This is a genomic window from Pseudomonas oryzae (assembly GCF_900104805.1).
Lineage (GTDB): Bacteria > Pseudomonadota > Gammaproteobacteria > Pseudomonadales > Pseudomonadaceae > Geopseudomonas > Geopseudomonas oryzae.
In genome coordinates this window covers 254,517-279,573 of the sequence record NZ_LT629751.1, presented here as the reverse complement: position 1 = coordinate 279,573, position 25,057 = coordinate 254,517, and the positions used below count along the sequence as shown (strand labels likewise).

Below are 25,057 nucleotides of genomic sequence, written 5' to 3'. Positions count from 1 at the left end.
GGCGCTTACCAGATTTCCGCGGGGGTCAGCTTGTCGGCGTAGGGCTCGCCGCCGAGCAGGTGCTGCTCGACGATGAGCGCCGCCTCGTGCGGCTCCACCCAGCTGTACATGATCGAGCCCGGATAGATCAGCACGTTGGCGCCGGCCTGGCACGGCCCGAGGCAGGTAGTGCTGGTCAGCGCGATGCGATTGCTCAGGTTGTGGCGGATCAGCACCTGGGCGAAGGCGTTGTACAGCGCCTCGGCGCCCTTGGCGCCGCAGCTGCCGCGCGGATGGCCGTCCGCACGGCGCTGCGCGCAGACGAAGATGTGGAATTCGGGCTTGGCCATGATCCGCTCTCCTCAGGCCGCGGCGGCGGCGTGGCTGTGGCACTGCTTGGGGCACACGGCGGCGCAGGCCTGGCAGCCGATGCAGTCCATGCCGTCCTGGATGACCATCACCTTCATCTCGTCATCGTCGTCGAACTGGTCGTCGTCCTCGCCGACCACATCGGCGCGGTCGGCCAGGGTGAACACGTCGCGCGGACAGACCTTGTAGCAACGACCGCAACCGATGCACTTCTGCGCGTCGAGCGCGGTCACGAATTGCGGCGTCCACGCCGTGCCACCCCGGGTCAGCCCGGTAATCACTGCCTCAGCCATGGTTCATCTCCTGCGCGCCAGCCGCTGCGCTGGCGCAGGCCTACGGTTGTCGAATGGCGGCTCGGGGTCCGCTCTGCTCAGGGTTCAGCTACCCGACACCAGGTCGGGGCCGCGCCGCCGCGTGGGCGGGCGCGTCGGATGCCGCGACAGGGCGGCGCAAGGTTCGGGCCGGGCACGGCCCCGGGTCGCCGGCAGAGGGCGGGTGGCCCCTGCCCGCCCGCACCACGGTGCGGGCGAACCCAGTGGCGCCGAGCGGATCACTCGGCGCCACTCGCCTCCAGGCGGGCCTTGGCCTCGGCCCAGTCCAGGCAGGCCTGGTGGGTCTGGCGGGCCAGCTCGGGCAGCGTCTGGTAGTCGGTCAGCAGGCGATCCTCGACCAGGTCGTGGATCTGCGCAGCCCAGTCGGTGGCGATGCGCTTCTTCTGGCTGACCTCCTTCTTCAGGGTCTTGATCTCGTCTTCGTTCATCGGCGCCTCCCGCCTTAGAGCTCGGCGACCACGCGGTGCGCGTCGATCAGCGCCGCGGCCTTGTCGACCTGCTTCTGCGCCTCGCCGGCCAGCGCCTCGAGCGAGTCGAAGCCGAAGCGGTGGACGTCGCGCAGGGTCTTGTCGAGGGCGACCAGCTTGCCGACCAGGATCAGCGCGCGGCCGAAGCCCTCGTGGGTCAGGTTGATCACCGGCACGGCGAGCAGGCCGGTCCGCGCCTCGACCAGCTGGGCGATGGCGTTGTAGTAGGCCTTGATCCGCGAGATGGTGGTCTCGTCCGGGTCGCCGACCACCGGGATGGCCTTGCGCCGCTCCTTGGTCAGCACCAGCGGATCGAGCACGCGGGCGTCGCTCCAGGTGTCGTAGGTGCCGTAGCTGTCCATGGCGCGCAGCTGCACCACCATCTGCCTGACGATCGGGTGGTTGAGGGCGGCATCGCCGTCCTGCACCACCGCGGGGGATTCCTCGACTTCGAACATGTGGCATTCCTCGCTAGAAAATGAAGGGCGCTACTCGTCCCAGGCCTCGGCGGCCATCGCCGCGAAGCGCTGCCGGTCGGCGCCGCGCGTGCGCTGGATGGCCTTGGCCAGCCAGGCCGACGGGCCTTCGCGCAGCTCGGCCTGCAGGCTGGCGAGCAGCTCGTCGATGCGCGCCGCCTCGGCGACCTTGACCGGATGCACGCCGATGGCCAGCAGCTGGCGCACCGCCGAGGCGCCGCAGGCGCGGCAGTACACGGCGATGCAGCCGTCGAGCAGCTCCAGCTTGCCGACCAGCTTGTCCTCGTTGCCGTCCTGCTCGAGGTCGCCGAACTCGATCACCTTGAGCAGCTGGGCGTGCTCGGGGTTGACGCCGTAGATGGCGAAGAAACGCGACGAACCGAAGTGCTGGTCGACCGTCTCGCGGTCGGAGGAAGCGAACGCCACCCTGAGCAGGGTGCCGTCGTCGTCGCCGTCGAGAACCTGCAGTTGTCTGGTCGGGCTGGCCATGGCTCAGTGCCTCCATTGCGGCTGTTCGCCGGCGGGTTTCTGCGCGTAGATCGAGTGGTACGGAGCGATGCCCCGGTGGAGGCCGACCAGCAGGTTGGCGAGGTCGAACAGCGCCTGGGCGGTGGCCCGGTAGCCGGACCAGCAGCGCTGGAAGCCGCCGAGCAGGTCGTACTGCGGGAAGCCCATGCGCAGCAGCGGCACGCCGAGGCGTTCGGCGCTGGCCAGCGCGTGGCTGTTGCCGAGGATCAGCTGGGCGTCGCCGGCGCGCGCGGCCTGCTCGAGGTCCTCGAGGTCGCCGACCTGCACGCAGGCCAGCGGCGAGGCGGCCAGCGCCGGCGCCCGCGCCGGCACCACCGCAGCCACGGTGCGCGCACCCATGCCGCGCAGCAGGCGGTCGAAGCCAAGCAGCAGGTCGGGGTCGGCGGCGATGGCCATGCGCGCGTCGCCGAGCATGAAGTGGCTGTCGAGCATGGCGTCCTGCAGCTGGCGGCGCTGCTTCTGCCAGCGCTCGGGCACCGGGTTGCCGCTGATCTCGGCCAGCGCCAGCAGCCATTCATCGACCGCGTCGAGGCCGAGCAGCAGGCCGAAGCGCCGCTCCGGCACCCCGCTGCGCGCGGCCAGCGCGTCGGCTGCGGCGGCCAGGCTCTGCCCGACCACCAGGGTGGCGATGCTCTGCCCCGCAGTGGCCAGCTCGGCGACGGTCAGCCCGCCGGTGGTCAGCGGGTTGAAGGCGGCATCGTCGAGGTGGCCGTCCAGCGAGCCGGACAGGTCGGGGATCAGCAGCGGACGCAGGCCGAAGCTCTCGATGCTCTCGGCGACGAACTCCAGGTCGCCCGGGGTCAGGCTCGCCGAGCACAGCACGTTGACCTGGCGTGGGCGCAGGCCGACCTGGTCGCGGCGCTCCGGCACCAGGGTCTCGACCATCGCCTTGACCGTGGCGGCGAAGCCGCTCTCGAAGCTGCCGGAGAAGTCCGGGGTGTTCACCGCCACCACGGCCACGTCCTTGAACTCGGGGTACTCGCGGCGGAACTGGTGCAGCGCACTGCCCAGATCGCAACCCTGGGTCTCGGCAAGCGCCGTGCTGAGCAGGCCGATCAGCGCCGGGTTCTGCTTCTCGCAGATGGTCTTCAGCGCCTCGACCACGTTGTCGTCGGCGCCCATCACCGAGCTGACCTGATCCATGGCGGTGGTCTGCAGCGGCACCGGCTCGCGGAAGTGGCGGACGAAGAACACCTTGGCGAACGCCGTGCAGCCTTGCGATCCGTGCAGCAGCGGCATGCTGCGCGCCAGGCCGAGGATGGCCAGGGCGCCGCCCATGGTCTGGCTGGCCTTCAGCGGGCTGACCGCCAGGGCCTTGTTGCGATTGACGATCTCGGCCATGACGGTCTCCTCAGGCGCTGGCGGCCAGGGCCGGTGTGGACAGCGGGGCGGACAGCTGGGCGCCGGCGGCGTTGCCCCACGGCGCGGGGCGGCGCACCGCCTCCCACACCGGGCTCTCCAGGGTCAGGCACAGCTGGCGCACCAGCTCGAGCATGCCCTGGTAGCCGGCGTAGCCGAATTCGCGCTCCTGGTTGATGTCGAGGAACGGGATGCGCGCCTTGAGCGCGGTGTACATGTTGCGGCCGCCGGCGATCAGGATGTCGGCCTGGTACTCCTCCACCGTCTTCAGCAGCGCGCGCGGGTTGCCCTCGTCGAGCATCTTCACCTCGTCGCCCATCAGCTCGCGGATCCGCGCCTTGTCCTCCTCGGTGGACTTCTTGGTGCCGGTGGCGACCACCTTCATGCCCAGGTCCTGCAGGCAGGAGATCACCGACCACGACTTCACCCCGCCGGTGTAGAGCAGCACGCGCTTGCCCTCCAGGCGCGCGCGCCACGGCTCCAGCGCGGCGCGGATGCGCGTCTCCTCGCGCTCGATCAGCGCCTCGGTGCGAGCGGACAGATCAGCGTCGCCGATCAACCGGGCAAAGTCGCGCAGCGCCTGCGAGGTGTCGGTGATGCCGTAGAAGCTGCCCTCGAACCACGGCGTGCCGAAGCGCTCCTGCAGCTTGCGGGCGACGTTGAGCATGGCCTTGGAGCAGACCATCATGTTCACCTCGGCGGCGTGCATGGTCTGCACCTCGCGAAAGCGCGCATCCCCGGACAGCGTGCACAACACGCGGATGCCCAGCTCGTCGAGCAGCGGCAGCACGTGCCAGAACTCGCCGGCGATGTTGTATTCGCCGATCAGGTTGACGTCATGCACACGGATGCCGGGGCGCACGCTTTCCGGCGGCAGCGGATCGGGCTGGCGGGTGCCGATCACGTGCTTGACCATGGCGTCGCCGGCAATGCGATTGCCGAGGTTCTTGGTGCCGTAGAAGCCGGCCGAGTCGACTGGTACCACCGGGGTATTGAAGTGCTCGCTGGCAGCCTTGCAGATGGCGTCGATGTCGTCGCCGATCAGCGCCGGCACGCAGGTGTTGTAGACGAACACCGCCGGCGGCGCGTAGCTCTCCACCGCCTGGCGGATGGCATGGAACAGGCGCTTCTCGGCGCGGCCCATGATCACGTCCTGCTCGCTGAGGTCGGTGGTCATGCCGATGCGATAGAGGTCCGGGCCGCTGGAGCGGGTGCCGCGGTTGTCCCAGGAACTGCCGGCACAGGCGATCGGCCCGTGGACGATGTGCGCCACGTCGGCGATCGGCAACAGGGCGATCTGCGCGCCGTCGAAGGCGCAGCCACCGTCGGTGGCGCCCGGCTTGGGCTTGGCGCAGCCGGACTTCTCCTTCTTGTTGTGCTCGCAGGCGGGCTCGTCGAGCAGCTCGGCAATGTCCTTGGCTTTCATCGCTTACCCCTCTGGATGCGTCGGTGGAGCGCTTGCGAGAGGGTGTGCAAGGCCTGTACCAGAGGACAAGCCATTGATTTAAAAGGGTTTTATGTAGAGCGGCGTTGTCGCAAAGCTGTCGGAGTGTCGGCTTTGCGACAAGCCTGGCGCGCCGCGCCAGGAGGGGTAAGCACGGGACGGGCCGTGACTCGAAGCGCTCGCCCTCCCCCGCCTCATACTGCTCGGCGACCAGACCAGCGTCGGGGAGCTCTGCCGCGCCGCGCCCGCAGGCGCAGCACTGGCTCGCCCATCCCGGAGCGCGGCCCCGCGACAACGCCCGGCGCGCCGCCGCTGCACCAGAGCAGTGCAGCACCCGCCCCCACCCTCGCCGGCACAGCCCGCCAAAAAGCCCGACAAATCAATCTATATGATTGTTTTAAAAGGGATTTTTTCGAGCTGGCACGCTTCCCGCTAAGAACCGATTGCTTTCAAAGCGAGCTGTACATAACTCGAACTTATAAACCGGGGCGTCGTGAACCCCGGCCCTCAAAGACCATCAGGGACAAGAAGCATGCTCAAGAAACTGACTCTCGCCATCGCCGCCGCCAGCGCCGTGACCGCCACCAACTTCGCCGTAGCCGAAACGGTCGCGAGCCCGGTCGGCGACTTCGACGTCAGCATGAACGTCGGCCTGACCTCGGACTACATCTTCCGCGGCATCTCCCAGACCCAGGGCGACGCCGCCATTCAGGGCGGCCTGGACGTCGCCCACGAGAGCGGCCTGTACATCGGCACCTGGGCTTCCAACGTCGACTTCGGCGATTCGGTCGACGGCAACGTCGAGTTCGACTACTACCTGGGCTTCGCCAACGACATCGGCGAAAACCTGTCCTACGACCTGGGCTGGATCAAGTACGACTACCCGGGCAACAGCTCCCTCAACTTCAGCGAGTACTACGGCAGCTTCAGCGCCTACGGCTTCAAGGTCGGCGCCGCCTACTCCGACGACTTCGGCGGCGACGACACGACCCTGTACAGCTACGTCGGCTACGAGTACACCCTGCCCTACGAGATCGGCCTGGCGCTGCAGTACGGCAACTACGACTTCAAGCAGGCCACCTTCGCCAGCGGCGAGGACTCCTACAACGACTGGTCGATCGGTCTGACCAAGACCCTGGCCGGCCTGGACTTCGGCCTGACCTACACCGACACCGACCTCAGCGACAGCGACTGCGCGGGCTTCATCGGCAAGGACGACTTCTGCGACGCCAACTTCGTGCTGTCGGTCTCCAAGACCCTGTAAGCCGCCCTTCGCGGCCGACAGCAGAAGGGGCGCCATCCGGCGCCCCTTCTGCATTCAAGCGGGCCGCTACTGCAGCAGCCCCTCCTCGCGCATCGCCTGCTGCACCGCCGGGCGCTCCGCCATCCGCGCCTGGTAGTCCGCCAGCTCCGGCCAGGGCGCCAGGTCGATCTTCATGAACCCGGTCCAGCTGACGATGGTGAACAGGTAGGCGTCGGCAACGGTGAAGTGCCGACCGCAGAGGAAGGCGTTGCCCTTGAGGGTCTGGTTGACCATGTCCAGCCGCCGGTTCACCCGCTCCAGCACCGCCTGTCGCCATTCCGGGGTGACCGCCGGGTTGAACAGCGTGCCCAGCCCCTTGTGCAGCTCGCTGCTGATGAAGTTGAGCCACTCCAGCACGCGCCAGCGCTCCATGCTGCCGGCCGGCGGCAGCAGGCCGGCGCCCGGCCTGAGCTCGGCCAGATACTGCAGGATCACCGCGTCCTCGGTGAGCACCTGGTCGTACTCCAGCTCCAGGGCCGGCACGTAGCCCTTGGGGTTGATGGCGTAGAAATCCCCGCCCCCGGCGACGGTATGCGTTCTCAGGTCGACCTTGACCAGCTCGTGGTCCAGGCCCAGTTCGCACAGCACGATGTGCGGCGCCAGCGAGCAGGCGCCCGGCGTGTAGTAGAGCTTCATGGGGGTATCCTCAAAAGGCAGCGACCCCAAAACCATAGAAGCTGTTGCCGCTCCGCGCGAGCGACGCACGCCAGGCAGGCGGCACGCACCGCCGCGGCTCGCCTCGCGCGGGATGGCGCCGTGCTCAGGCGAAAGCTGGCTGAAAGCCTGGCGTCCTAGCATCACCCCGCGCATGCCGCGGGTAGCGGCGGATTCTCGCCACTCCCGAGCCGGTAGTGGCGCCCGTTCGCCACTCCGGCGCGCCAGCCAGCCAGCAAAGCGAGGAAATCGAAGCAATACGACCTTCGGGTACAGGATTTGCAATACTGGAAAGGTACAAGACAAGACAAAGACACAAGGGATCAGAAATCATGCAGAAATCCTGTCACCACGCGCTGCGCAAAGCCTTCCGTGCCCTGCTGGCCAGCAACGCCTGCTATCACACTGCCTCGGTGTTCGACCCGCTGTCCGCGCGCATCGCCGCCGATCTCGGCTTCGAGGTGGGCATCCTCGGCGGCTCGGTCGCCTCGCTGCAGGTGCTCGCCGCCCCCGACGTGGCGCTGATCACCCTCAGCGAATTCGCCGAGCAGGCCACCCGCATCGGTCGGGTCGCCCGCCTGCCGGTGATCGCCGACGCCGACCACGGCTACGGCAACGCGCTCAACGCCATGCGCACCGTCATCGAGCTGGAGCGCGCCGGCGTCGCCGCGCTGACCCTCGAGGACACCCTGCTGCCGGCGCAGTTCGGCCGCAAGTCCTACGACCTGATCAGCGTCGAGGAAGGCATCGGCAAGCTGCGCGCCGCCCAGGAAGTGCGCGACGACAAGTCGCTGGCGATCATCGCTCGCACCCACGCCGGCGTGCAGTCGGTGGAAGACGTGATCCACCGCACCCAGGCCTACCAGGCCGCCGGCGCCGACGGCATCTGCCTGGTCGGGGTGAAGGACTTCGCCCACCTGGAAACCATCGCCGAGGGCCTGCACGTGCCGCTGATGCTGGTCACCTACGGCAACCCCGAGCTGCGCGACGACAGCCGCCTGGCCGACCTCGGCGTGCGCATCGTGGTCGACGGCCACGGCGCCTACTTCGCCGCGATCAAGGCCACCTACGACAGCCTGCGCGAACAGCGCGGCATCACCAGCGACAACGGCCTGAGCGCCTCGGAACTGGTGACCAAGTACACCCACCCCGACGACTACATCGCCTGGGCCAGCGAGTACATGAACGTCAAGGAGTGAGCTCACCGGGGGCTGGATAAGGCGCCATCCCCGCGTTGCGTCGACAGGCCAGCCCCGGCCGCGCGGAGCCGGATGCACCGGCAGGCCGCGCCAGGCTCAGGCCAGCGGCAAGCGGCTCTGCGCGCCGGACAGCTCGTCGTGCAGGCGCTGCACCTCGGCCACCTCTGGCGCCACCACGCCGCTGCCGAGCGTCTCGAGGAAGCTGCAGGCGGCGAAGCCACTGGCCCTGGCCTCGTAGCGCGCCACCCAGTCGCAGCGCTCCTCCAGACGCTCCGGCGCCACCGGCCAGACGCCCGGACGCGGCCGCAGGTGGCGGGCGATGCCGATGCGCCAGGGCTTGGCGCTGACCCGCGCGCGGAAGCACTGCTGGCGCAGGCACATGTGCACGTAGCAAGGGTCGGCGCCCAAGGCGGTGAAGAAGCGCATCACCGAGGGATCGTCCGGCGCGAAGGTGCAGTGGGTGGCCAGCACGCGCAGTCCGGCAGGGGTGCGATACAGGCGCACGCCCCAGTCCGGGTGGGCGGCGAGGAAGCGCCGCACCCGCTTGCGCGCCAGCGCCTCCACGCCGCCATTGGCCCACAGCAGCAGGCGATAGAACCAGCCGGCCAGCGTGCTGGCGGCGAACACCGCGAGCAGCAGGAGGAGCGCGATCAGCAGGTTGGACTCGCTCTGCCAGCCCACCAGCAGGGCCAGCGCCAGCAGGCAGGCCATGGTGAGGATGATCAGGCGGAAAGACGGCCTCCAGGCGAAGTCGACGTCGGCGAACAGCACGTTCGGCGTATTCAGGCAGCGCGCACCATAGGCGTTACGGGTGATCACCACCTGGTCGTGGCGGGCGACGATCTCCTCGCGGATCGGCACCCCATCGGCACCGTTGTAGGGCACCTTCGGCTCATGCTGCAGCAACCGCTCGCCGTCCCAGCGGCGCTCGAGCGCCTCCTGCGCGCGCCGCTCGGCGTGCGCCTGCGCCTCGGCCTGGCTGACGTCCGACCAGCCGAAGCGGCGCACGGTCATCTGTCGGCCCTGGCTGCGCCGCTGCGCGCGGGCCTCGGCCCAGTACTGGGGAATGATCACGGGGCGCTCCTTGCATGCTGGATGACGGACGGCGGGAAGCAGCGGCGCCGCGACTGCGGCAAGATGAGGATGCAGCAGATTGGCGACGGCGCTAATTTCACCTTAATCCATGGCCCGCAAAGGTCGAGCCACGGGCACGCAAAAACACGCCTGACCTCAGGCGCCACAGCAGCGGGAGGACGCGACATGGCCGGCGGCTGGACCAGCGACGGAGCGGTACAGGAACAGATCGACAGCACCATCGAGGACGCCATCGCCCGCGCGCGCAGCCAGCTGCCGCGCGGCGACAGCCTCAGCCACTGCGAGGAGTGCGACGCGCCCATCCCCGAGGCGCGCCGCCAGGCGGTGCCCGGCGTGCGCCTGTGCCTGGCCTGCCAGGCCGAGCAGGACAAGCAGCAGGCAGCGTTCAGCGGCTACAACCGCCGGGGCAGCAAGGACAGCCAGTTGCGCTGATGCGCTGAAAGCTCACTCGCAGCCCTGCCCCGCCGCCCCCTCCTGCATGTTGGCGGCCTCCAGTTCGCAGGCGCGCTGCCGGGCCATGGCGCGCCAGCACTCGGCGGCGGCGACCCGGCTGAGCGAGCCGTCGCCGGCGGCATAGAAGGCGCAGTTGGCGTCGCGGTACTGTACCCACTGGCGCTGCGCCGTCTTCAGCGGCGCCTGCTGCCCGGGATCGCTGCGCGCCACCAGCGCCTTGTAGGCGCCGTTCATGCGCCGCTCCCAGGTCCTGGCGCTGGCGTTGACGCACTCGATGATCTCGGCGGGCGATTCCTGGCTGCAGGCCTCGTATTCGGCACCGTACATCCCGGCGTCGGCCGACGCGCCAAGGGCGAGAAGCAGCAGCACTGCGAACCGACGCATGATCGGCACCTCCGGAATCGGTAACGCCCGGCCATCCCGCCCTGGCAGCGTCCTCGCACTCAAACCGGACGCTCCTCGTCCCATTGCGCCTGAAACTCGGGGCGCCCGGCTCCCGCGATCAGCACCAAGCGACCATCCTCGATTCTCCGGGTGGGAATCTTCTCGCGGTCAATTGCCCCCTCCAGGGTGAGGGCAAGATCGAGGGCAAAGGTTTCGTCACCGATATGCCACGAATGGTTGAACGTTCCGCTGAAAACCGACGCCGCCGGATTCTTGGAGGTGAAATAACGCGAGCAGTCGACGTTTACCGCCTTGCGCGGAACCTCGCGGGGAAGGCCGATCCGTCCGGCGCGCGGCGAGGTGCCGAAGCGCTTCATGTTCGACACGCCCAGCACCTTGTCGTAGCCACTGGAGTAGTTGGTCAGCCGGATGATCCGGTCGTACATCGGACCGGCCCAGTCGGAGCTGGTCGCGAGCGAGTCGCTGGAAACGTCGCCGCCAATGAAGGCCACCTGACCGATACGCCAGGGCCTCCTGAACAGATCACCCCGTTTCGCCGCCGCGGCGAAGGCCTCCATGATCACGTAGGCGCCCGTCGAGTGGCCGAGCATGTGGATATTCAGGGTGCATGACCTGGCGCCGGCGCCCTCGGGAAACTGCGCATCGACGACCAGTTGCAGGGAGTCATCGATCAGGCGCAGCGCCACCTGCGACGCATCATGGCGATCCTCGAGATAATTCAGGGTGGCATTTTCACAGGGCCAGTCGAACCCCACCACCAAGCCCCGCCAGCCCTGCGCCGCGAGCGTGCCTTGCAGCATGCGGGTGCGCCAGAGAACCGAGCGGGCGTCATTGTTGTAGCCATGCACGAAAAACAGGATATCCCCGGTCGATCCGGTGACCTCATCCTCCTGTCCATCGGCGGCGGCGATCACCGACTTCCTCCAGCGCTCCCGGGGGATCCGCTCCGCGGGGCTATAGCTGCGCTTGCCGGCCGGAACCCGCAGGAACGTGGTTTCCCCCGGCTCGGCGATGAAGTCGCCGGTCTCGCCGATCGCCCGGGTGCAGACCAGATAGGTGTTGGATGCCGGCATGGCCTTGTCCTCTCGCAGGCTGAAGCACGCACAGGCACTTCCGCGGCAAGGGCCACGGACAGGAGAGCTGGCAGAGGGACAAAACATCGGGACATACCCGGTGCGCGGTCCGTTCCAGCAATCTGCCAGAAACTCTAGGCCCGCCCGGCGGGCTGCGCCAGGCGCGGCGTTCAGGGCGCCTTGTTCTCCACCAGGCAGTTGCCGCCGTCGACCACCAGTACCTCGCCGGTGATGTAGCTGGCCTCGCGGGAGGCGAGGAAGGCCACCGCGGCGGCCACCTCCTCCGGCCGGCCGGCGCGGCCGATGGGGGTATGGCGCCCGGCCTCGATCTCCTCGGGCGTCACCGAGGCGGTGGCGATCCAGCCCGGCGCCACGCTGTTGACCGTGATGCCCTGCCCGGCCACCTCCAACGCCAGCCCCATGTTCAGGCCGACCATGCCGGCCTTGGCCGCGCTGTAGGCCGCCTCGCCGCGGTTGCCGCCGCGCGTGCCGGTGGTCGAGCTGATCTGCACGATGCGCCCGTAGCCGCGCGCCTGCATGCCGGGCAACAGCGCACGGGTGAGCAGGAAGGCGCTGGTCAGGTTGCGCGCCAGCGACAGCTCCCAGGTGTGCAGGTCCATGCTGGCGACCGGCGCGAACGGCTCGGGGCTGCCCTGCATGGCCATGCCGGCGTTGTTGACCAGGATGTCGACGCGACCCCAGACGCCCTGCGCCCAGGCCGCCAGTTCGGCCACCTGCTGCTCGTCGGTGAGGTCGGCCGCGCGGCCCTCCACCGCGAAGCCCTCGGCGCGCAGCTCCGCCACCCGCTGCTCGATGCGCGCGCTGCTCGCCGTGACGATCAACTTCGCCCCGGCCTGGCCGAGCCGCCGCGCGATGGCCATGCCGATCCCCTGCTCGCTGCCCGCACCGCTGACCAGCGCCACGTCTCCCTCACACCCACGCATCACCATCGCCCGACTCCTCGTGAACACGAGCCTGCAACATAGACACGTAAAGTTGGCCGTGCAAATTACTCAACACCCATGAATCTGCGGCAGACAGCAGAACGCCGGGCCAATGCCCGGCGCTCGCCTGATCCGCACGCCAGGGATCAGTGGTTGTAGGCGGTCTCGTTGTGCTCGGCCAGATCGAGGCCGATGTCCTCGACCTCCTCGTCCACGCGCAGGCCGACCAGCTTGTCGACCAGCTTGAGCAGCACCCAGCTGATCGCGAAGCAGTAGACGAAGGTGAACGCCACGCTCTTCACCTGCGCCCACACCTGGGTGGCGATCTCGCTGCCCTCGACGTAGCCGCCCAGCGCCGGCACGCAGAACACACCGGTGAGGATGGCGCCGACGATGCCGCCGACACCGTGCAGGCCGAACACGTCGAGGCTGTCGTCGTAGCCCAGACGCTGCTTCAGCGAGGTGACCGCCAGGTAGCACAGCACGCCGCTGAGCAGGCCGATGGCCAGCGCGCCGCCGACACCGACGTAGGCGCAGGCCGGGGTAATGCCGACCAGACCGGCGATGGCGCCGGAAGCCAGACCCATGGCGCTCGGCCGACCGGCCTTGAGCAGCTCGGTGAACATCCAGCCGACGATGCCGGCGCAGGCACCCAGCTGGGTGTTGAGCATGACGATGCCCGACACGGTGCCGACCCCGGCGGCCGAGCCGACGTTGAAGCCGAACCAGCCGACCCACAGCAGCGCCGCGCCGGTCATCGCCAGCGGCAGGTTGTGCGGACGGATCTCGACGTGCGGGTAGCCCTTGCGCTTGCCCAGCAGCAGGCAGGCGGCCAGCGCGGCGACGCCGGAGTTGATGTGCACGGCGGTGCCGCCGGCGAAGTCCAGTGCCCCCCAGTTGTGCATCAGCGCACCCGGACCGCCCCACACCATATGCGCCATCGGCGCGTAGACGAAGGTGAACCACAGCGCCATGAACAGCACGGCGGCGACGAACTTCATGCGTTCGGCGAAGGCGCCGGCGATCAACGCCGGAGTGATGATGGCGAAGGTCATCTGGAAGGTGATGAACACCCCTTCCGGCATGCCCAGCACCAGGCTGTCGCCCTTGAGGCCGGCGAGCATCGCCCGCTCCAGGCCGCCGACGAAGCTGTTGAAGCTGTACTCGCCCTCGACCATGCCGGTGGTGTCGATCACCATGCTGTAGCCATAGAGCACCCAGAGCACGCCGATCACCCCGGCGACGGCGAAGCACTGGGAAAACAGCGAGAGCATGTTCTTGGCGCGCACCAGGCCGCCGTAGAACAGCGCGAGGCCGGGCACGCACATGCACAGCACCAGCACGGTGGCGGTCATCATCCAGGCGGTGACGCCGGTATCGAGGGTGGCATCGTCGGCCAGCGCCAGCGGGGCGAAGGCCAGCAGCAACAGCGGCAGGACGCGGTTCAGCGCGCGCCGTAGCGGTGTGGAACCTAGTGGAGTGATCGACATGGTGAAGCTCCTCAAATGGTCATGAAGGATTCCTGGCAGTCGTGGTGTGCGAAGCAAGTTTCTGGCCGGGAGCCGACCTGCAGGGGCGAATTCATTCGCCAAGGGGCGCGAAGCGCCCCCCGAACCACCCAGCGCAGGCCGGTGGCCTGCCTGGCGAATTCATTCGCCCCCACAAGATCCAGGCCAACGGGCGGGCGCCGGTACGCTGCCGACACCCGCCCGGCAGGTCAGAACTGCTGGCCGGGAATCCAGCCGGTGCCGGCCAGCGGCACGCGGGCCATGGCCGCGGCTTCCACGGTCAGCGCCACCAGGTCCTCGGGGTCGAGGTTGTGCAGGTGCGACTTGCCGCAGGCGCGGGCCATGGTCTGCGCCTCCAGCACCAGCACGCGCAGGTAGTTGGCCAGGCGGCGACCGCCCTCCACCGGATCGAGGCGCTTGGACAGCTCCGGGTCCTGGGTGGTGATGCCGGCCGGGTCGCGGCCGTTCTGCCAGTCGTCGTAGTAGCCGGCGGCCGAACCGATCTTCTTCAGCTCGTCGTCCAGGCGCGGGTGGTTGTCGCCGAGGGCGATCAGCGCAGCGGTGCCGATGGCCACCGCGTCGGCGCCCAGGGCCATGGCCTTGGCCACGTCGGCGCCGGTACGAATGCCGCCGGAGACGATCAGCTGCACCTCGCGGTGCATGCCCATCTCCTGCAGGGCCTGCACGGCCGGCGGGATGGCGGCGAGGATCGGGATGCCGACGTGTTCGATGAACACTTCCTGGGTGGCCGCGGTGCCGCCCTGCATGCCGTCGAGGACGATCACGTCGGCGCCGGCCTTCACCGCCAGCTTGACGTCGTAGTACGGGCGGCTGGCGCCGATCTTCACGTAGATCGGTTTTTCCCAGTCGGTGATCTCGCGGATCTCGGCGATCTTGATCGCCAGGTCGTCCGGGCCGGTCCAGTCCGGGTGACGGCAGGCGGAGCGCTGGTCGACGCCGATCGGCAGGGTACGCATGCCGGCGACGCGCTCGGTGACCTTCATGCCCAGCAGCATGCCGCCGCCGCCCGGCTTGGCGCCCTGACCGAGGACGATCTCGATGGCGTCGGCCTTGCGCAGGTCGTCCGGGTTCATGCCGTAGCGCGAGGGCAGGTACTGGTAGACCAGGTGCTGCGACTGGCCGCGCTCTTCCGGGGTCATGCCGCCATCGCCGGTGGTGGTGCTGGTGCCGGCGATGCTGGCGCCGCGGCCGAGAGCTTCCTTGGCGTTGGCCGACAGCGCGCCGAAGCTCATGCCGGCGATGGTCACCGGGATCTTCAGGTGGATCGGCTTCTTGGCGAAGCGGGTGCCGAGCACCACGTCGGTGCCGCACTTCTCGCGGTAGCCCTCCAGCGGGTAGCGCGACATGCTGGCGCCGAGCAGCAGCAGGTCGTCGAAGTGCGGCAGCTTGCGCTTGGTGCCGCCGCCGCGGATGTCGTAGATGCCGGTCTCGGCGGCGCGCTGGATTTCCTGGATGGTCAGGCGGTCGAAGGTGGCGGACTCGCGCAGTACCGGGGTGATCTTCTCGCTCATTTCGAATTCCTCGTCAGGTGGCGCCCGCCGCTGTGGCGGGCCGCCCGCCCTGGGTTGTTCTGTCATCCCGCCGGCTCGGCGGGCTTCGGTGCGCATGGCGCACCCTACGTGGAGCTGGCGCCAGCCGTAGGGTGCGCCGCGCGCACCAGGCCGGGCTCGATCAGTAGGCGGACGCGTTGTCGACCTTGAAGTTGTACAGCTGGCGGGCCGAGCCGTAGCGCTTGAACGCCTTGGGGTCCTCGGCGAAGCCGGCGCGGTTGAGCAGCTCGGCGAGCTCCTCCAGGTGCTCGGCGCGCATCTCCTTCTCGATGCAGTCCGAACCCAGCGACTTGACCGTGCCCTTCACGTAGATCCGCGTCTCGTACAGCGAATCGCCCAGCGCATCGCCGGCATCGCCACACACCACCAGGCGACCGGCCTGGCCCATAAAGCAGCTCATGTGGCCGATGCTGCCGCCGACCACGATGTCGACGCCCTTCATCGAGATGCCGCAGCGCGCGCCGGCGTCGCCTTCGATCACCAGCAGGCCGCCGTGGGCGGTGGCGCCGGCGGCCTGGGAGGCGCTGCCCTTCACGCGCACCGAGCCGGACATCATGTTCTCGGCCACGCCGACGCCGACGTTGCCGTGCACGGTGATGGTGGCCTTCTGGTTCATGCCGGCGCAGTAGTAGCCGGCGTGGCCCTGGATATCGATGGACAGCGCCTCGTTCACGCCGACGGCGAGGTTGTGCTTGCCGTCCGGGTGGGTGACGACCCACTCGCGCTCGTCGAGGGTCTTCGCCTGGTCGTGCAGGGCCTGGTTCAGATCGCGCACTTCAGCTTTGGAAAGGTCGATGGTCTTCATGGGTGCGCTCCTCAGGCAGTCTTTTCCCAGATGTACATGGTCGCCGGCTCCGGCTCCCAGACCTTGGCCTTGTCGATCCCCGGCAGGCTGGCCAGCGCCTGGTACTCGGAGGCCATGGCCACGTAGTCGTCGGTCTCGGCGAGGATCGCCGGCTTGCAGGCGATCGGGTCGCGGATCACCGCGAAGCCGTTGCGGGTGCCGATGGCGAAGGTGAAGAAGCCGTCGAGGTCTTCCAGCGAGTGGTCCAGCGCCTCCTTCAGCGAGTCGCCCTCGCGCAGGCGCCAGGTCAGGTAGCCGGCGGCCACCTCGGTGTCGTTGAGGGTCTCGAAGGTGATGCCCTTGCGCTTGAGCTCCTGGCGCAGGCGCGAGTGGTTGGACAGCGAGCCGTTGTGCACCAGGCACAGGTCGGCGCCGGTGGAGAACGGGTGGCTGCCCTCCATGGTCACCGCGCTCTCGGTGGCCATGCGGGTGTGGCCGATGATGTGGCTGCCCTTCATGTTGGCCAGCTTGAAGCGCTCGGCGATCTCCTTCGGCAGGCCCATGCCCTTGAGGATCTCGATGCTCTGCCCGGCGCTCATGATGCGCACCTCCGGGGCCAGCTCGGCGAGCGCGGCACGCACCGCGGCCTCCGCGGCGGCGACCTTGAGCACCGCGGCGCTGGCGTTCTGGAACCAGTCCAGCGAGCAGCCCAGGCGGCCTTCCAGCGCGCCCATCAGCGCCTTCCAGTCGTAGCTGGCGTCGACGCTCTGCAGGGTCAGCTTGACCCAGCCGTCGGCCACTTCGTCACCGTAGATGGCGAAGCCGGCGCTGTCCGGACCGCGGTCGGTCATCGCCAGCAGCATCGGCTCGAACAGCTTGCCGAGCTGGGACTCCAGCGCCGGGTTCTTCAGGTAAAGACCTACGATTCCACACATGTTTTCTCTCCTTCGGAGGCAGGTGGCCGCCGCCTGCGGGCGACGGCCCGAAGCGGGTTAGAAGAATTCGGTGTAACGCTGGATTTCCCAGTCGGAGACGTGGCGGCTGTACTCCACCCACTCCATGCGCTTGAGCTTGATGAACTCGCCGACGATCTCCTCGCCGAGCACCTCGGCGAACAGCGGGTCGGCCTCCAGCGCGTCGCAGGCTTCCTTGAGGCTCTGCGGCAGGGTCTTGATGCCGCGCGCGGCGATCTCCTCCAGGCTCAGCTTGTAGAGGTTCTCGTTGCACACCTGGCCCGGCTCGAGCTGGCGGTCGATGCCGTCGAGGCCGGCGGCGATGATCGCGGCGGTCACCAGATAGGGGTTGCAGCCGGCGTCAGGCAGGCGGAACTCGATGCGCCCGTAGGGGATGCGCACCATCGCCGAGCGGTTGTTGGCGCCGTAGGTGATGAAGGCCGGCGCCCAGGTCGCGCCGGACAGCGAGCGGCCCACCACCAGGCGCTTGTAGGAGTTCACCGTCGGCGCGGCGAAGGCGCACAGCGCCGGACCGTGGGCCAGGAGGCCGGCCATGAAGTGGTAGGCCAGCTTCGACAGGCCCATGCCGCTCGGGTCGCTGGCGTCATGGAACAGGTTCTTGTTGGTCGCGCTGCTGATCGACAGGTGGAAGTGCATGCCGTTGCCGGCGCGCTTGGGGTCCGGCTTGGGCATGAACGAGCAGATCATCCCCAGCTCGTTGGCGATCTCGCCGGCGGCCATGCGGAAGAAGGTGAAGCGGTCCGCCGAGGTCATGGCGTCGCTGTAGGTGTAGTTGATCTCGAACTGGCCGTTGGCGTCCTCGTGGTCGATCTGATAGATCTCGAAGCCCACCGGCTGCAGCGCCTCGGTCAGCCTTTCCAGGAATTCGCGGGAGCGCGACAGGCCCTTGTAGTCGTAGCAGGGCTTGTCGAGGTTGTCTGAGGCGTCGACCAGTTGCAGGGTGCCGGCCTCGTCGCGGCGGAACAGGCTGAACTCCGGCTCCAGGCCGGTGTTGAGGGTCCAGCCCTTGTCGCTCAGGCGCTGCACCTGCTGCTGCAGCACGTAGCGGCTGTCGTAGGGCCACGGCTGGCCGTCGACGTGGCCGATGCACACCACCCGGCCGTAGCCCGGCTGCCAGGGCACCGGGGTCAGGGTGGAGAGGTCGCCCTTGGCCATGAAGTCCGGGCCGTGGGGCTCCATGCCCATGCCGCAGATGGCGAAACCGGCGAAACCGGCGCCGTCCTCGGCCACCGCCTCCAGACCGCAGACCGGCACCGACTTGGTCTTGGCGGCGCCATGGATGTCGACAAACTGCGCCAGCACGTACTTGATGCCGTGCTGGTCGATGATTTTCTGGGTTTCGCTGGGCAACATGGGCGGTTGGCTCCTCGGCTGCAGGCTGTGTATTCCGCAAGGGAAATTTACTTTCACCAAAGGAAATGCAAACAGCTTGCCAACCTGGGCCGAATCGCCCGCGAGGGCCGCCAGGGCCCGGAATCCTTCTATCTATATGGGAAAGATGCTTTCATAGCGGGAAAGCAGCGCACCGGAAGCGGCGCACGGGCAGTCGGCCCTGATCATTCATGGTGCGAATTTTATATTCTTGAACTGAAAGAGTGCAGGCCGCCCATGAAAAATACCGACGACGAACAGCCCCGTCTCAAGCTGGAGCAGTACCTCGGCATGCAGCTCAAGCGCCAGCGCCTGGCCCAGGAACTGAAGATCGCCGACGTCGCGCGCATTGCCGGCATCAGCCAGGGCATGCTCAGCAAGATCGAGAACGCCCAGGTCTCCACCAGCCTCGACACCCTCAGCCGCCTGTGCGACGTGCTCGGCATGCCGATGTCCAAGCTGTTCAGCCAGTACGACCAGCAAGGCAGCGGCGCGCTGCTGGTCAAGGCCGGCGAAGGCATGGAGGTGGTCCGCCGCGGCACCGACAAGGGCCACACCTACCACCTGCTCAACCACGTGCGCGGCCCGAAGAAGAACTTCGAGGCCTACATGGTCGACATGGGCGACGCCAGTGAGGAATTCCCGACCTTCTCCCACCCCGGCACCGAGTTCCTCCATCTGCTGGAAGGCGAACTGGTCTACCGCCACGGCAACCAGCTCTACCACATGGAGCCCGGCGACAGCCTGACCTTCGACGGCGAAGTGCCGCACGGGCCGGAGAAGCTGGTGAAGGTGCCGATCAAGCTGCTGTCGGTGGTGAATTATGGGAAGGAGTGAGGCATGAACCGCACGGCCATCCTGCACGCCCTGCAAGCCCGGGTGCCGAAGCTGCTGGCGGTATACGCCTTCGGCAGCCGCATCCAGGGCACCGCGCGCCCCGACAGCGACCTGGACCTGGCCGTGCTGGTGGCCGGCTATGCCGATCCGCTGGAGCTGTGGAACCTATCCGGCGACCTGGCCGACCTCGCCGGCTGCCCGGTGGACCTGCTCGACCTGCGCGCCGCATCCACCGTGATGCAGTACCAGATCGTCACCACTGGCCAGCGCTGGTGGGCAAAGGATGCTCAGGCGGCAATCTACGAAGCAGCCGTGCTCAGCGAAAAAACCGCACTGGACAGCGCCCGCTCCGGACTGCTGGCCGACATTGGCAAGGAGGGAACCGTGTATGGCCGATGACGTACTGATCAACAAGGCGGCGACCATCGAACGTTGTGTCAAACGCGCCCGCGAGGAATACCAGCGCGGCCCAGACACCTTCGCCACCGACTACACCCGCCAGGACGCCGCCATCCTCAACATCCAGCGCGCCTGCGAGGCGGCGCTGGACATGGGCCAGCACCTGATCCGCCGCGAACGCCTCGGCGTGCCGCAAAGCGCACGCGACGTGTTCACCCTGCTCGCCCAGGGCGGCTGGATCGCCCCCGCGCTGGCCGACAGCCTCAAGCGCATGGTCGGCTTTCGCAACATCGCTGTGCACGACTACCAGGCACTGCAACTGCCGATCACCGTGGCCATCATCGAGAAGCATCTGGACGAGTTTCTGGATTACAGCAAGGTGTTGCTGTTGAAGGATGCGGGCGCTTGAAGTCGTAGGGTAGAAGACTCGAGCAGCGATCTTCTACCGCTCTCCACGCCGCAGCCCGACTGGTAGGTAATCGCTGCGCGAGTTACCTACCCTACCCAGCTATGCACCGCTGGCCCGGCAAGGGTGATCCGGTCTATGCCCTTGTGGGTCACCGTTCCGGACTGGGCCAGTGATTCGCTACCGACAACCCACTCCACCTCCGTGTCCCCATTTTCAGGGGACAGGACAGTGCCTCTTATCGACCTAAGCTGTTGCTCAGTGTCAAAACAGCGTAACGGCCTCCTGGCGTGCGCTCTGCCGACAACAACGACAAGAGGATTCTGCCCATGCAATACCATCTGAACGGCTTCAAGCCCGGCAACTACCAGATTCCCGATGCGGCACGCGAGCCGGCAGCGCCGCCGCCGCTGGTCGACCTGCCGAAAGAGGTCGATGTGCTGATCGTCGGTTGTGGCCCGGCGGGCCTGGCGCTGGCGCGGCAGCTGGCGGATTTTGCCGATATCAGGACCTGCATCGTCGAGCAGAAGGCCGGGCCCATGCTGTTCGGCCAGGCGGATGGTATTTCCTGTCGCACCATGGAAATCATGGAGGCCTTCAACAGCAGCGAGCTGCTGGCGAAGGAAGCCTACCAGCTGCACCAGAACGCCTTCTGGGAGCCGGATGCGCAGAATCCGCAGCACATCAAGCGCACCCACAAGGTGGCGGATGCGCGGCTGGGGCTGTCCGAATTCACCCACTGCGTGGTGAACCAGGCGCGCCTGCACGACATCCTGCTCGACGGCATGGCGCATTCGGTCACCCATCTGGTGCCGCATTACAGCCGCCGCCTGGTGGAGCTGGTGGTGGATCGGAGCCTGACCCAGGATCTGCACGCCTATCCGATCACCGCGACCTTCGAGCGCAACGATGCCGGTCAGTCGGGCCAGGTCGAAACCATCAAGGCCCGCTATGTGGTGGGTTGCGATGGCGCCCGCAGCGCGGTGCGCAAGAACCTGGGGATCGAGCTGCAGGGCGACTCGGCCAACAAGGCCTGGGGCGTGATGGATGTGCTACTGGCGACGGACTTCCCGGATATCCGGGTGAAGAGCTTCATCCAGTCCAAGGATCACGGCGCGGTGATGGTGGTGCCGCGCGAGGGCGGCTATCTGGTACGCCTGTATGTCGAGCTCGACCTGCTCGGCAAGGATCAGCGCGCTTCACAGCTGAACCTGAGCGCCGATGACATCATCGCCAAGGCCAGGCTGATCATGAGTCCGTATCAGGTGGACGTTAAGGAAGTCGCCTGGTGGTCCATCTACGAAGTCGGCCAGCGCGTTGCCGAGCGCTTCGACGACACCCCGGTGGGCAATCCGGACAACCTGATTCCGCGCGCCTTCGTCGCCGGCGATGCCTGCCATACCCACAGCCCGAAAGGCGGCTGGGGCCTGAACACCTCGCTGCCGGATACCTTCAACCTGGGCTGGAAGCTGGCGGCGGTGCTGCAGGGCAAGGCGCAGCCGAAGCTGCTGCAGACCTACGCCACCGAGCGCCGCAAGGTGGCCTTCATGCTGATCAACGCCGACCGCGAAATGTCGGCGCTGGTCGCCACCCGCGCCAACAAGGACGCCACCGCGGCGAAGACCAGCACCGCCGATATCGAGAAATTCATCGCCCGGCAGAACGGCTTCATCGCCGGCACCTCGATCGGCTACGACGAGTCCTGGCTGTGCACGGGGCATGAGCACCAGGCGCTGGCGAGCGGCTTCCCGATCGGCCAGCGCTTCCACTCCGCCCAGGCCGTGCGCGTGGCGGATGGTTGCCCGGTGCATCTGGGACACCTGAACAAGGCCGACGGCCGCTGGCGCCTCTTCATCTTCGCCGATGCGCCCAGCCCGCTGGATACGGCCTCCGAGGCGGCCCGGCTGGTCGAGTTCCTGGCCAACGCGGATAGCTCGCCGGTGAAGCAGTACACCCCGGCCGGGGCGGATATCGACTCGGTGATCGATGTCTACGCGGTGTTCCAGCAGCAGGATCTGACCATCGAAGCACTGCCGGACTTCCTCTGGCCGGCCAAGGGCAAGTACGGCCTGCGCGATTACGAAAAGGTCTTCCAGACCAGCGCGGCGCACGACATCTTCGCCCAGCGCGGCATCGACCGGGCGCGGGGCTGCATGGTGGTGGTACGCCCGGACCAGCACATCGCCACCATCCTGCCGCTCGATGCCCATGCCGAGCTGAGCCAGTTCTTCGATGGGTTCATGCTGAAGTAGGTCTGCTCGCCCGTTGTAATGATCGTGCCCACGCTCCCGCGTGGGCACTCAACCCTGCCTCTCCCGCGGCTGGACGCGAAATCCGTAGGGTAGAAAACTCGCACAGCGATTTTCTACCTGCGCGCCGGACGCTGTACTCCACGGAGTGCAATGCCTACGGCACTTGCACACCCTGCGACTGACGCAGCATTGCTCTGTCCCCCGATTCCTTCGGACTTGCCTTTCCCCCATCCGCCCCCCATAAAGCCAGGACGACTTCTGGAGGCTGTATGAGCAGGCTATCCACCACCCCGTTTTCCATCCTCGACCTGGCGCCGCTGCGCGACGACGACGCCGGGCCGGGACCGGCGCTTAAGCGTTCGCTGGCGCTGGCGCAGCACGCCGAGCGGCTGGGCTTCTCGCGCTTCTGGGTGGCCGAGCATCACAACATGGAGGGCATCGCCAGTTCGGCCACCGCCGTGCTGCTCGGCTATCTGGCCGCCGGCACCTCGACCCTGAAACTGGGCTCGGGCGGGATCATGCTGCCCAACCATGCGCCGCTGGTGATCGCCGAGCAGTTCGGCACCCTCGCCGCACTCTATCCGGGGCGCATCGAGCTGGGCCTCGGCCGCGCGCCGGGGGCCGATCCACAGACCGCCCGCGCCCTGCGCCGCGAGCGCTCGGGCAGCGCCGACGACTTCCCGCAGGATGTCGCGGAACTGCAGGCCCTGCTCGGCCCGCGCCAGCCGGGACAGACGGTGATCGCCATGCCCGGAGTGGACAGCAACATCCCGCTCTGGCTGCTCGGCTCCAGCCTGTTCAGCGCCCAGCTGGCGGCGCAGATGGGCCTGCCCTACGCCTTCGCCTCGCACTTCGCGCCGCGCTACCTGCACCAGGCGCTGCGCATCTACCGCGACAACTTCCAGCCCTCGGCGGTGCTCGACAAGCCCTACGCCATGATCGGCGTGCCGCTGATCGCCGCGCCCAGCGACGAGGAAGCCGAGTTCCTCGCCACCACCGCCTACCAGCGCGTGCTGGCGCTGCTGCGCGGCGAGAGCCTGGTGCTGCGCCCGCCGGTGCAGAGCATGGCCGGGCGCTGGCAGCCGCGCGAGCAGGCGGCGGTGGGCGACTTCCTCGGCCTCGCGGTGATCGGCGGGCCGCAGAAGGTGCGCGCCCACCTGGAGGTGCTACTGGAACAGACCGGCGCCGACGAGCTGATCTTCACCGGCGACCTCTACCAGCCCGAGCATCGCCTGCGCAGTTTCGAGATCGTCGCCGGGCTGCGCTGATGTCGCTGGCTTGCCTCCGCTGGCAATAATCCGACTGTCGGACTGACTGCCCGTAAAACGCAGGTCGGGAATCGGCAGTGCTCCGGCGCGTGCGGTCCAGCACTGCTCTTCGGGGCAGAAGTCAGATTATTCCAGACGAAAAAAAGCCCCGCATTGCGGGGCTTTTTTGAATCAGGCGTCTTAGATGACTTGAACCTGATCAGCCTGCATCCCTTTCTGGCCTTTGGTCGGCACGAAAGAGACGGATTGGCCTTCGCTCAGGCTCTTGAAGCCGGTGCTTTCGATCGAGCGATAGTGAACGAAGAGGTCGGCGCCGCCGTCGGTCGGGGTGATGAAGCCGAAACCTTTTTCATCGTTGAACCACTTGACGGTGCCAGTTTGACGAGTAGACATGCTGTATCTCCAGGATAAATTAAGACTGCGACGCTGAAACATTCAGGCCGAGACTGAGAAGCTAATAGCAAAACGAACCAGGGAGATGAGGCGTTACAGCATCAAACTGAGTATCGAAGTGGCAATCGCAAAGCAGTGAGACGAATATACGCTAATTTCCGAGAATGTATAGTTTTATTTTCACGAAATACCTGCCAGAAGAAAAACAACACCTATCTGCGAGATTATCATTCCGCAATCAAGGCGCAAGCCGTTGATTTAATTCAATTTAAAATCACAACTTGCTGATCTCTTCGAATTGACCGAATCGCGTGGTCGTCCGACACCCGCGCCAGGCCAGTCTGCGACGGCGGCACGACCAGCAAGCGCGCACGGCGTCACGCACGCAGTCTCCGCCCTCGGCAGGCGGGCTTGCCGTGCTGCCGGTGACTTTCGTCGGCCAGTGCCTCGCCAGCCAGCGGCTGGCGCGGTAAGAACGCGCAGCTTGTGCTGAAATTGTGGCTACGGCCCTGTCACAGGCAGCCGTGAGGGTTACGGCTGGCGGGGCCCCTGGAGAGTTGGAAAGCCGGGGGTGGGACATGTACCACGGTGAACGCTTCAACGCCTGGACTCATCTGGTCGGCGCGGTGCTCGCCAGCATCGGCGCGCTCTGCCTGCTGGTGCAGGCGCTCTGGGAGGGCGAGCCGCTGAAGATCGGCAGCGTCGCGGTCTACGGCGGCACGCTGGTGCTGCTCTACGTCGTCTCCACCGTCTATCACAGCGTGCGCGGCCGAGCGAAGGCGGTGCTGCGCAAGCTCGATCACCTGTCGATCTACCTGTTGATCGCCGGCAGCTACACGCCGTTCTGCCTGGTCAGCCTCGGCGGGCCGCTGGGCTGGGTGCTGCTCGGCGTGGTGTGGGGCATGGCGCTGGTGGGCATGCTGCAGGAGCTCAAGCCGCGCTCCGAGGCGCGGGTGCTGTCGCTGGTGATCTACGCGCTGATGGGCTGGAGCGCGCTGCTGGCGGTCGGCCCGCTGGCCGAGGCGCTCGGCAACGACGGGGTGATCTGGCTGCTCGCCGGCGGCATCTGCTACACGGTCGGGGTGATCTTCTTCGTGTTCGACGAGCGCTTCCGCCACTGGCACGGCATCTGGCACCTGTTCGTGATCGGCGGCAGCAGCCTGCACTTCACCGCGGTGCAGCTGTATGTGGTGTGAGCGGCGCGGGTGGTCGCC

At 67.4% G+C, this 25,057-nt stretch carries 27 protein-coding genes; 9 read left to right on the top strand and 18 right to left on the bottom strand.

Annotated elements, in window-relative coordinates; all coding sequences use genetic code 11:
- Positions 1-5: 5 nt before the first annotated feature.
- The 7 genes from BLT78_RS01380 to nifE form a co-directional block, all read right to left on the bottom strand.
- The gene (locus BLT78_RS01380; protein WP_090347269.1) at positions 6-329 is read right to left on the bottom strand and encodes a 2Fe-2S ferredoxin; all 324 of its coding nucleotides are present in this window, start codon (positions 327-329) and stop codon (positions 6-8) included.
- 12 nt (positions 330-341) lie between these two features.
- Entirely contained in the window at positions 342-641 is a 300-nt protein-coding gene (gene fdxB, locus BLT78_RS01375; protein ID WP_090347268.1) for a ferredoxin III, nif-specific, read from the bottom strand.
- A 257-nt stretch (positions 642-898) separates the two neighbouring features.
- Positions 899-1,108 (bottom strand): CCE_0567 family metalloprotein, encoded by a 210-nt coding sequence (locus BLT78_RS01370; RefSeq protein ID WP_090347267.1) that lies wholly within the window; start codon positions 1,106-1,108, stop codon positions 899-901.
- A 14-nt stretch (positions 1,109-1,122) separates the two neighbouring features.
- Positions 1,123-1,605 (bottom strand): NifX-associated nitrogen fixation protein, encoded by a 483-nt coding sequence (locus BLT78_RS01365; protein WP_090347266.1) that lies wholly within the window; start codon positions 1,603-1,605, stop codon positions 1,123-1,125.
- 30 nt (positions 1,606-1,635) lie between these two features.
- Positions 1,636-2,112, bottom strand: a complete 477-nt coding sequence (locus tag BLT78_RS01360; RefSeq protein WP_090347265.1) for a NifB/NifX family molybdenum-iron cluster-binding protein — start codon at positions 2,110-2,112, stop codon at positions 1,636-1,638.
- Positions 2,113-2,115: 3 nt separating this feature from the next.
- Positions 2,116-3,492, bottom strand: coding sequence for a nitrogenase iron-molybdenum cofactor biosynthesis protein NifN (gene nifN, locus BLT78_RS01355; protein ID WP_090347264.1), 1,377 nt, complete (start codon positions 3,490-3,492; stop codon positions 2,116-2,118).
- A 10-nt stretch (positions 3,493-3,502) separates the two neighbouring features.
- The gene (nifE, locus tag BLT78_RS01350; protein ID WP_090347263.1) at positions 3,503-4,936 is read right to left on the bottom strand and encodes a nitrogenase iron-molybdenum cofactor biosynthesis protein NifE; all 1,434 of its coding nucleotides are present in this window, start codon (positions 4,934-4,936) and stop codon (positions 3,503-3,505) included.
- Between the two features lie 550 nt (positions 4,937-5,486).
- On the opposite strand from nifE, the gene BLT78_RS01345 reads away from it, so the two are divergent.
- Positions 5,487-6,218, top strand: a complete 732-nt coding sequence (locus tag BLT78_RS01345; RefSeq protein ID WP_090347262.1) for a TorF family putative porin — start codon at positions 5,487-5,489, stop codon at positions 6,216-6,218.
- 66 nt (positions 6,219-6,284) lie between these two features.
- Here the strand turns inward: BLT78_RS01345 and gstA are convergent, their stop codons facing one another.
- The gene (gene gstA, locus BLT78_RS01340) at positions 6,285-6,893 is read right to left on the bottom strand and encodes a glutathione transferase GstA (protein ID WP_090347261.1); all 609 of its coding nucleotides are present in this window, start codon (positions 6,891-6,893) and stop codon (positions 6,285-6,287) included.
- A 350-nt stretch (positions 6,894-7,243) separates the two neighbouring features.
- On the opposite strand from gstA, the gene BLT78_RS01335 reads away from it, so the two are divergent.
- The gene (locus BLT78_RS01335) at positions 7,244-8,110 is read left to right on the top strand and encodes an isocitrate lyase/PEP mutase family protein (RefSeq protein WP_090347260.1); all 867 of its coding nucleotides are present in this window, start codon (positions 7,244-7,246) and stop codon (positions 8,108-8,110) included.
- A gap of 96 nt (positions 8,111-8,206) precedes the next feature.
- Here BLT78_RS01335 and BLT78_RS01330 read toward each other — a convergent pair whose 3' ends face one another.
- Positions 8,207-9,184: a hypothetical protein gene (locus BLT78_RS01330; protein WP_090347259.1), complete on the bottom strand. Its 978-nt coding sequence runs from the start codon at positions 9,182-9,184 to the stop codon at positions 8,207-8,209.
- Positions 9,185-9,370: 186 nt separating this feature from the next.
- On the opposite strand from BLT78_RS01330, the gene BLT78_RS01325 reads away from it, so the two are divergent.
- Positions 9,371-9,637, top strand: a complete 267-nt coding sequence (locus BLT78_RS01325; protein WP_090347258.1) for a DksA/TraR family C4-type zinc finger protein — start codon at positions 9,371-9,373, stop codon at positions 9,635-9,637.
- Positions 9,638-9,649: 12 nt separating this feature from the next.
- Here the strand turns inward: BLT78_RS01325 and BLT78_RS01320 are convergent, their stop codons facing one another.
- The 8 genes from BLT78_RS01320 to glnT all read right to left on the bottom strand — a co-directional run bounded on the left by BLT78_RS01320 (position 9,650) and on the right by glnT (position 18,270).
- Positions 9,650-10,042: a lysozyme inhibitor LprI family protein gene (locus BLT78_RS01320; RefSeq protein ID WP_157719455.1), complete on the bottom strand. Its 393-nt coding sequence runs from the start codon at positions 10,040-10,042 to the stop codon at positions 9,650-9,652.
- Positions 10,043-10,101: 59 nt separating this feature from the next.
- Positions 10,102-11,136: an alpha/beta hydrolase gene (locus BLT78_RS01315; RefSeq protein WP_157719454.1), complete on the bottom strand. Its 1,035-nt coding sequence runs from the start codon at positions 11,134-11,136 to the stop codon at positions 10,102-10,104.
- Between the two features lie 170 nt (positions 11,137-11,306).
- Positions 11,307-12,080, bottom strand: a complete 774-nt coding sequence (locus tag BLT78_RS01310; RefSeq protein ID WP_090352076.1) for an SDR family NAD(P)-dependent oxidoreductase — start codon at positions 12,078-12,080, stop codon at positions 11,307-11,309.
- Between the two features lie 146 nt (positions 12,081-12,226).
- Positions 12,227-13,570, bottom strand: coding sequence for an ammonium transporter (locus BLT78_RS01305; RefSeq protein ID WP_090347255.1), 1,344 nt, complete (start codon positions 13,568-13,570; stop codon positions 12,227-12,229).
- Between the two features lie 227 nt (positions 13,571-13,797).
- On the bottom strand, positions 13,798-15,120 hold the full coding sequence (locus BLT78_RS01300) for an FMN-binding glutamate synthase family protein (protein WP_090347254.1): 1,323 nt from the start codon (positions 15,118-15,120) through the stop codon (positions 13,798-13,800).
- Positions 15,121-15,280: 160 nt separating this feature from the next.
- On the bottom strand, positions 15,281-15,964 hold the full coding sequence (locus BLT78_RS01295; protein ID WP_090347253.1) for a GltB/FmdC/FwdC-like GXGXG domain-containing protein: 684 nt from the start codon (positions 15,962-15,964) through the stop codon (positions 15,281-15,283).
- An 11-nt stretch (positions 15,965-15,975) separates the two neighbouring features.
- Positions 15,976-16,878 carry a class II glutamine amidotransferase gene (locus tag BLT78_RS01290; RefSeq protein ID WP_090347252.1) on the bottom strand — a complete coding sequence of 301 codons (903 nt, stop codon included), beginning with the start codon at positions 16,876-16,878 and terminating at the stop codon, positions 15,976-15,978.
- A gap of 57 nt (positions 16,879-16,935) precedes the next feature.
- On the bottom strand, positions 16,936-18,270 hold the full coding sequence (glnT, locus tag BLT78_RS01285; RefSeq protein ID WP_090347251.1) for a type III glutamate--ammonia ligase: 1,335 nt from the start codon (positions 18,268-18,270) through the stop codon (positions 16,936-16,938).
- 255 nt (positions 18,271-18,525) lie between these two features.
- Here glnT and BLT78_RS01280 point away from each other — a divergent pair, with 255 nt between their 5' ends.
- The 5 genes from BLT78_RS01280 to BLT78_RS01260 all read left to right on the top strand — a co-directional run bounded on the left by BLT78_RS01280 (position 18,526) and on the right by BLT78_RS01260 (position 23,450).
- The gene (locus BLT78_RS01280; RefSeq protein ID WP_090347250.1) at positions 18,526-19,125 is read left to right on the top strand and encodes a helix-turn-helix domain-containing protein; all 600 of its coding nucleotides are present in this window, start codon (positions 18,526-18,528) and stop codon (positions 19,123-19,125) included.
- A gap of 3 nt (positions 19,126-19,128) precedes the next feature.
- Entirely contained in the window at positions 19,129-19,524 is a 396-nt protein-coding gene (gene mntA / locus BLT78_RS01275; RefSeq protein WP_090347249.1) for a type VII toxin-antitoxin system MntA family adenylyltransferase antitoxin, read from the top strand.
- The gene (gene hepT / locus BLT78_RS01270; protein ID WP_090347248.1) at positions 19,514-19,933 is read left to right on the top strand and encodes a type VII toxin-antitoxin system HepT family RNase toxin; all 420 of its coding nucleotides are present in this window, start codon (positions 19,514-19,516) and stop codon (positions 19,931-19,933) included. The genes mntA and hepT overlap by 11 nt, the downstream gene beginning before the upstream one ends.
- A 326-nt stretch (positions 19,934-20,259) precedes the next feature.
- Complete coding sequence (locus BLT78_RS01265; protein ID WP_090347247.1) at positions 20,260-22,182, top strand: FAD-dependent monooxygenase; 1,923 nt, start codon at positions 20,260-20,262, stop codon at positions 22,180-22,182.
- 269 nt (positions 22,183-22,451) lie between these two features.
- A complete protein-coding gene (locus BLT78_RS01260; protein ID WP_090347246.1) occupies positions 22,452-23,450 on the top strand; it encodes an LLM class flavin-dependent oxidoreductase in 999 nt (332 codons plus the stop codon).
- Positions 23,451-23,630: 180 nt separating this feature from the next.
- On the opposite strand, the gene BLT78_RS01255 is transcribed toward BLT78_RS01260, so the two are convergent.
- The gene (locus tag BLT78_RS01255; RefSeq protein WP_090347245.1) at positions 23,631-23,843 is read right to left on the bottom strand and encodes a cold-shock protein; all 213 of its coding nucleotides are present in this window, start codon (positions 23,841-23,843) and stop codon (positions 23,631-23,633) included.
- Between the two features lie 578 nt (positions 23,844-24,421).
- Here BLT78_RS01255 and trhA point away from each other — a divergent pair.
- A complete protein-coding gene (trhA, locus tag BLT78_RS01250; RefSeq protein WP_090347244.1) occupies positions 24,422-25,039 on the top strand; it encodes a PAQR family membrane homeostasis protein TrhA in 618 nt (205 codons plus the stop codon).
- Positions 25,040-25,057: the final 18 nt, after the last annotated feature.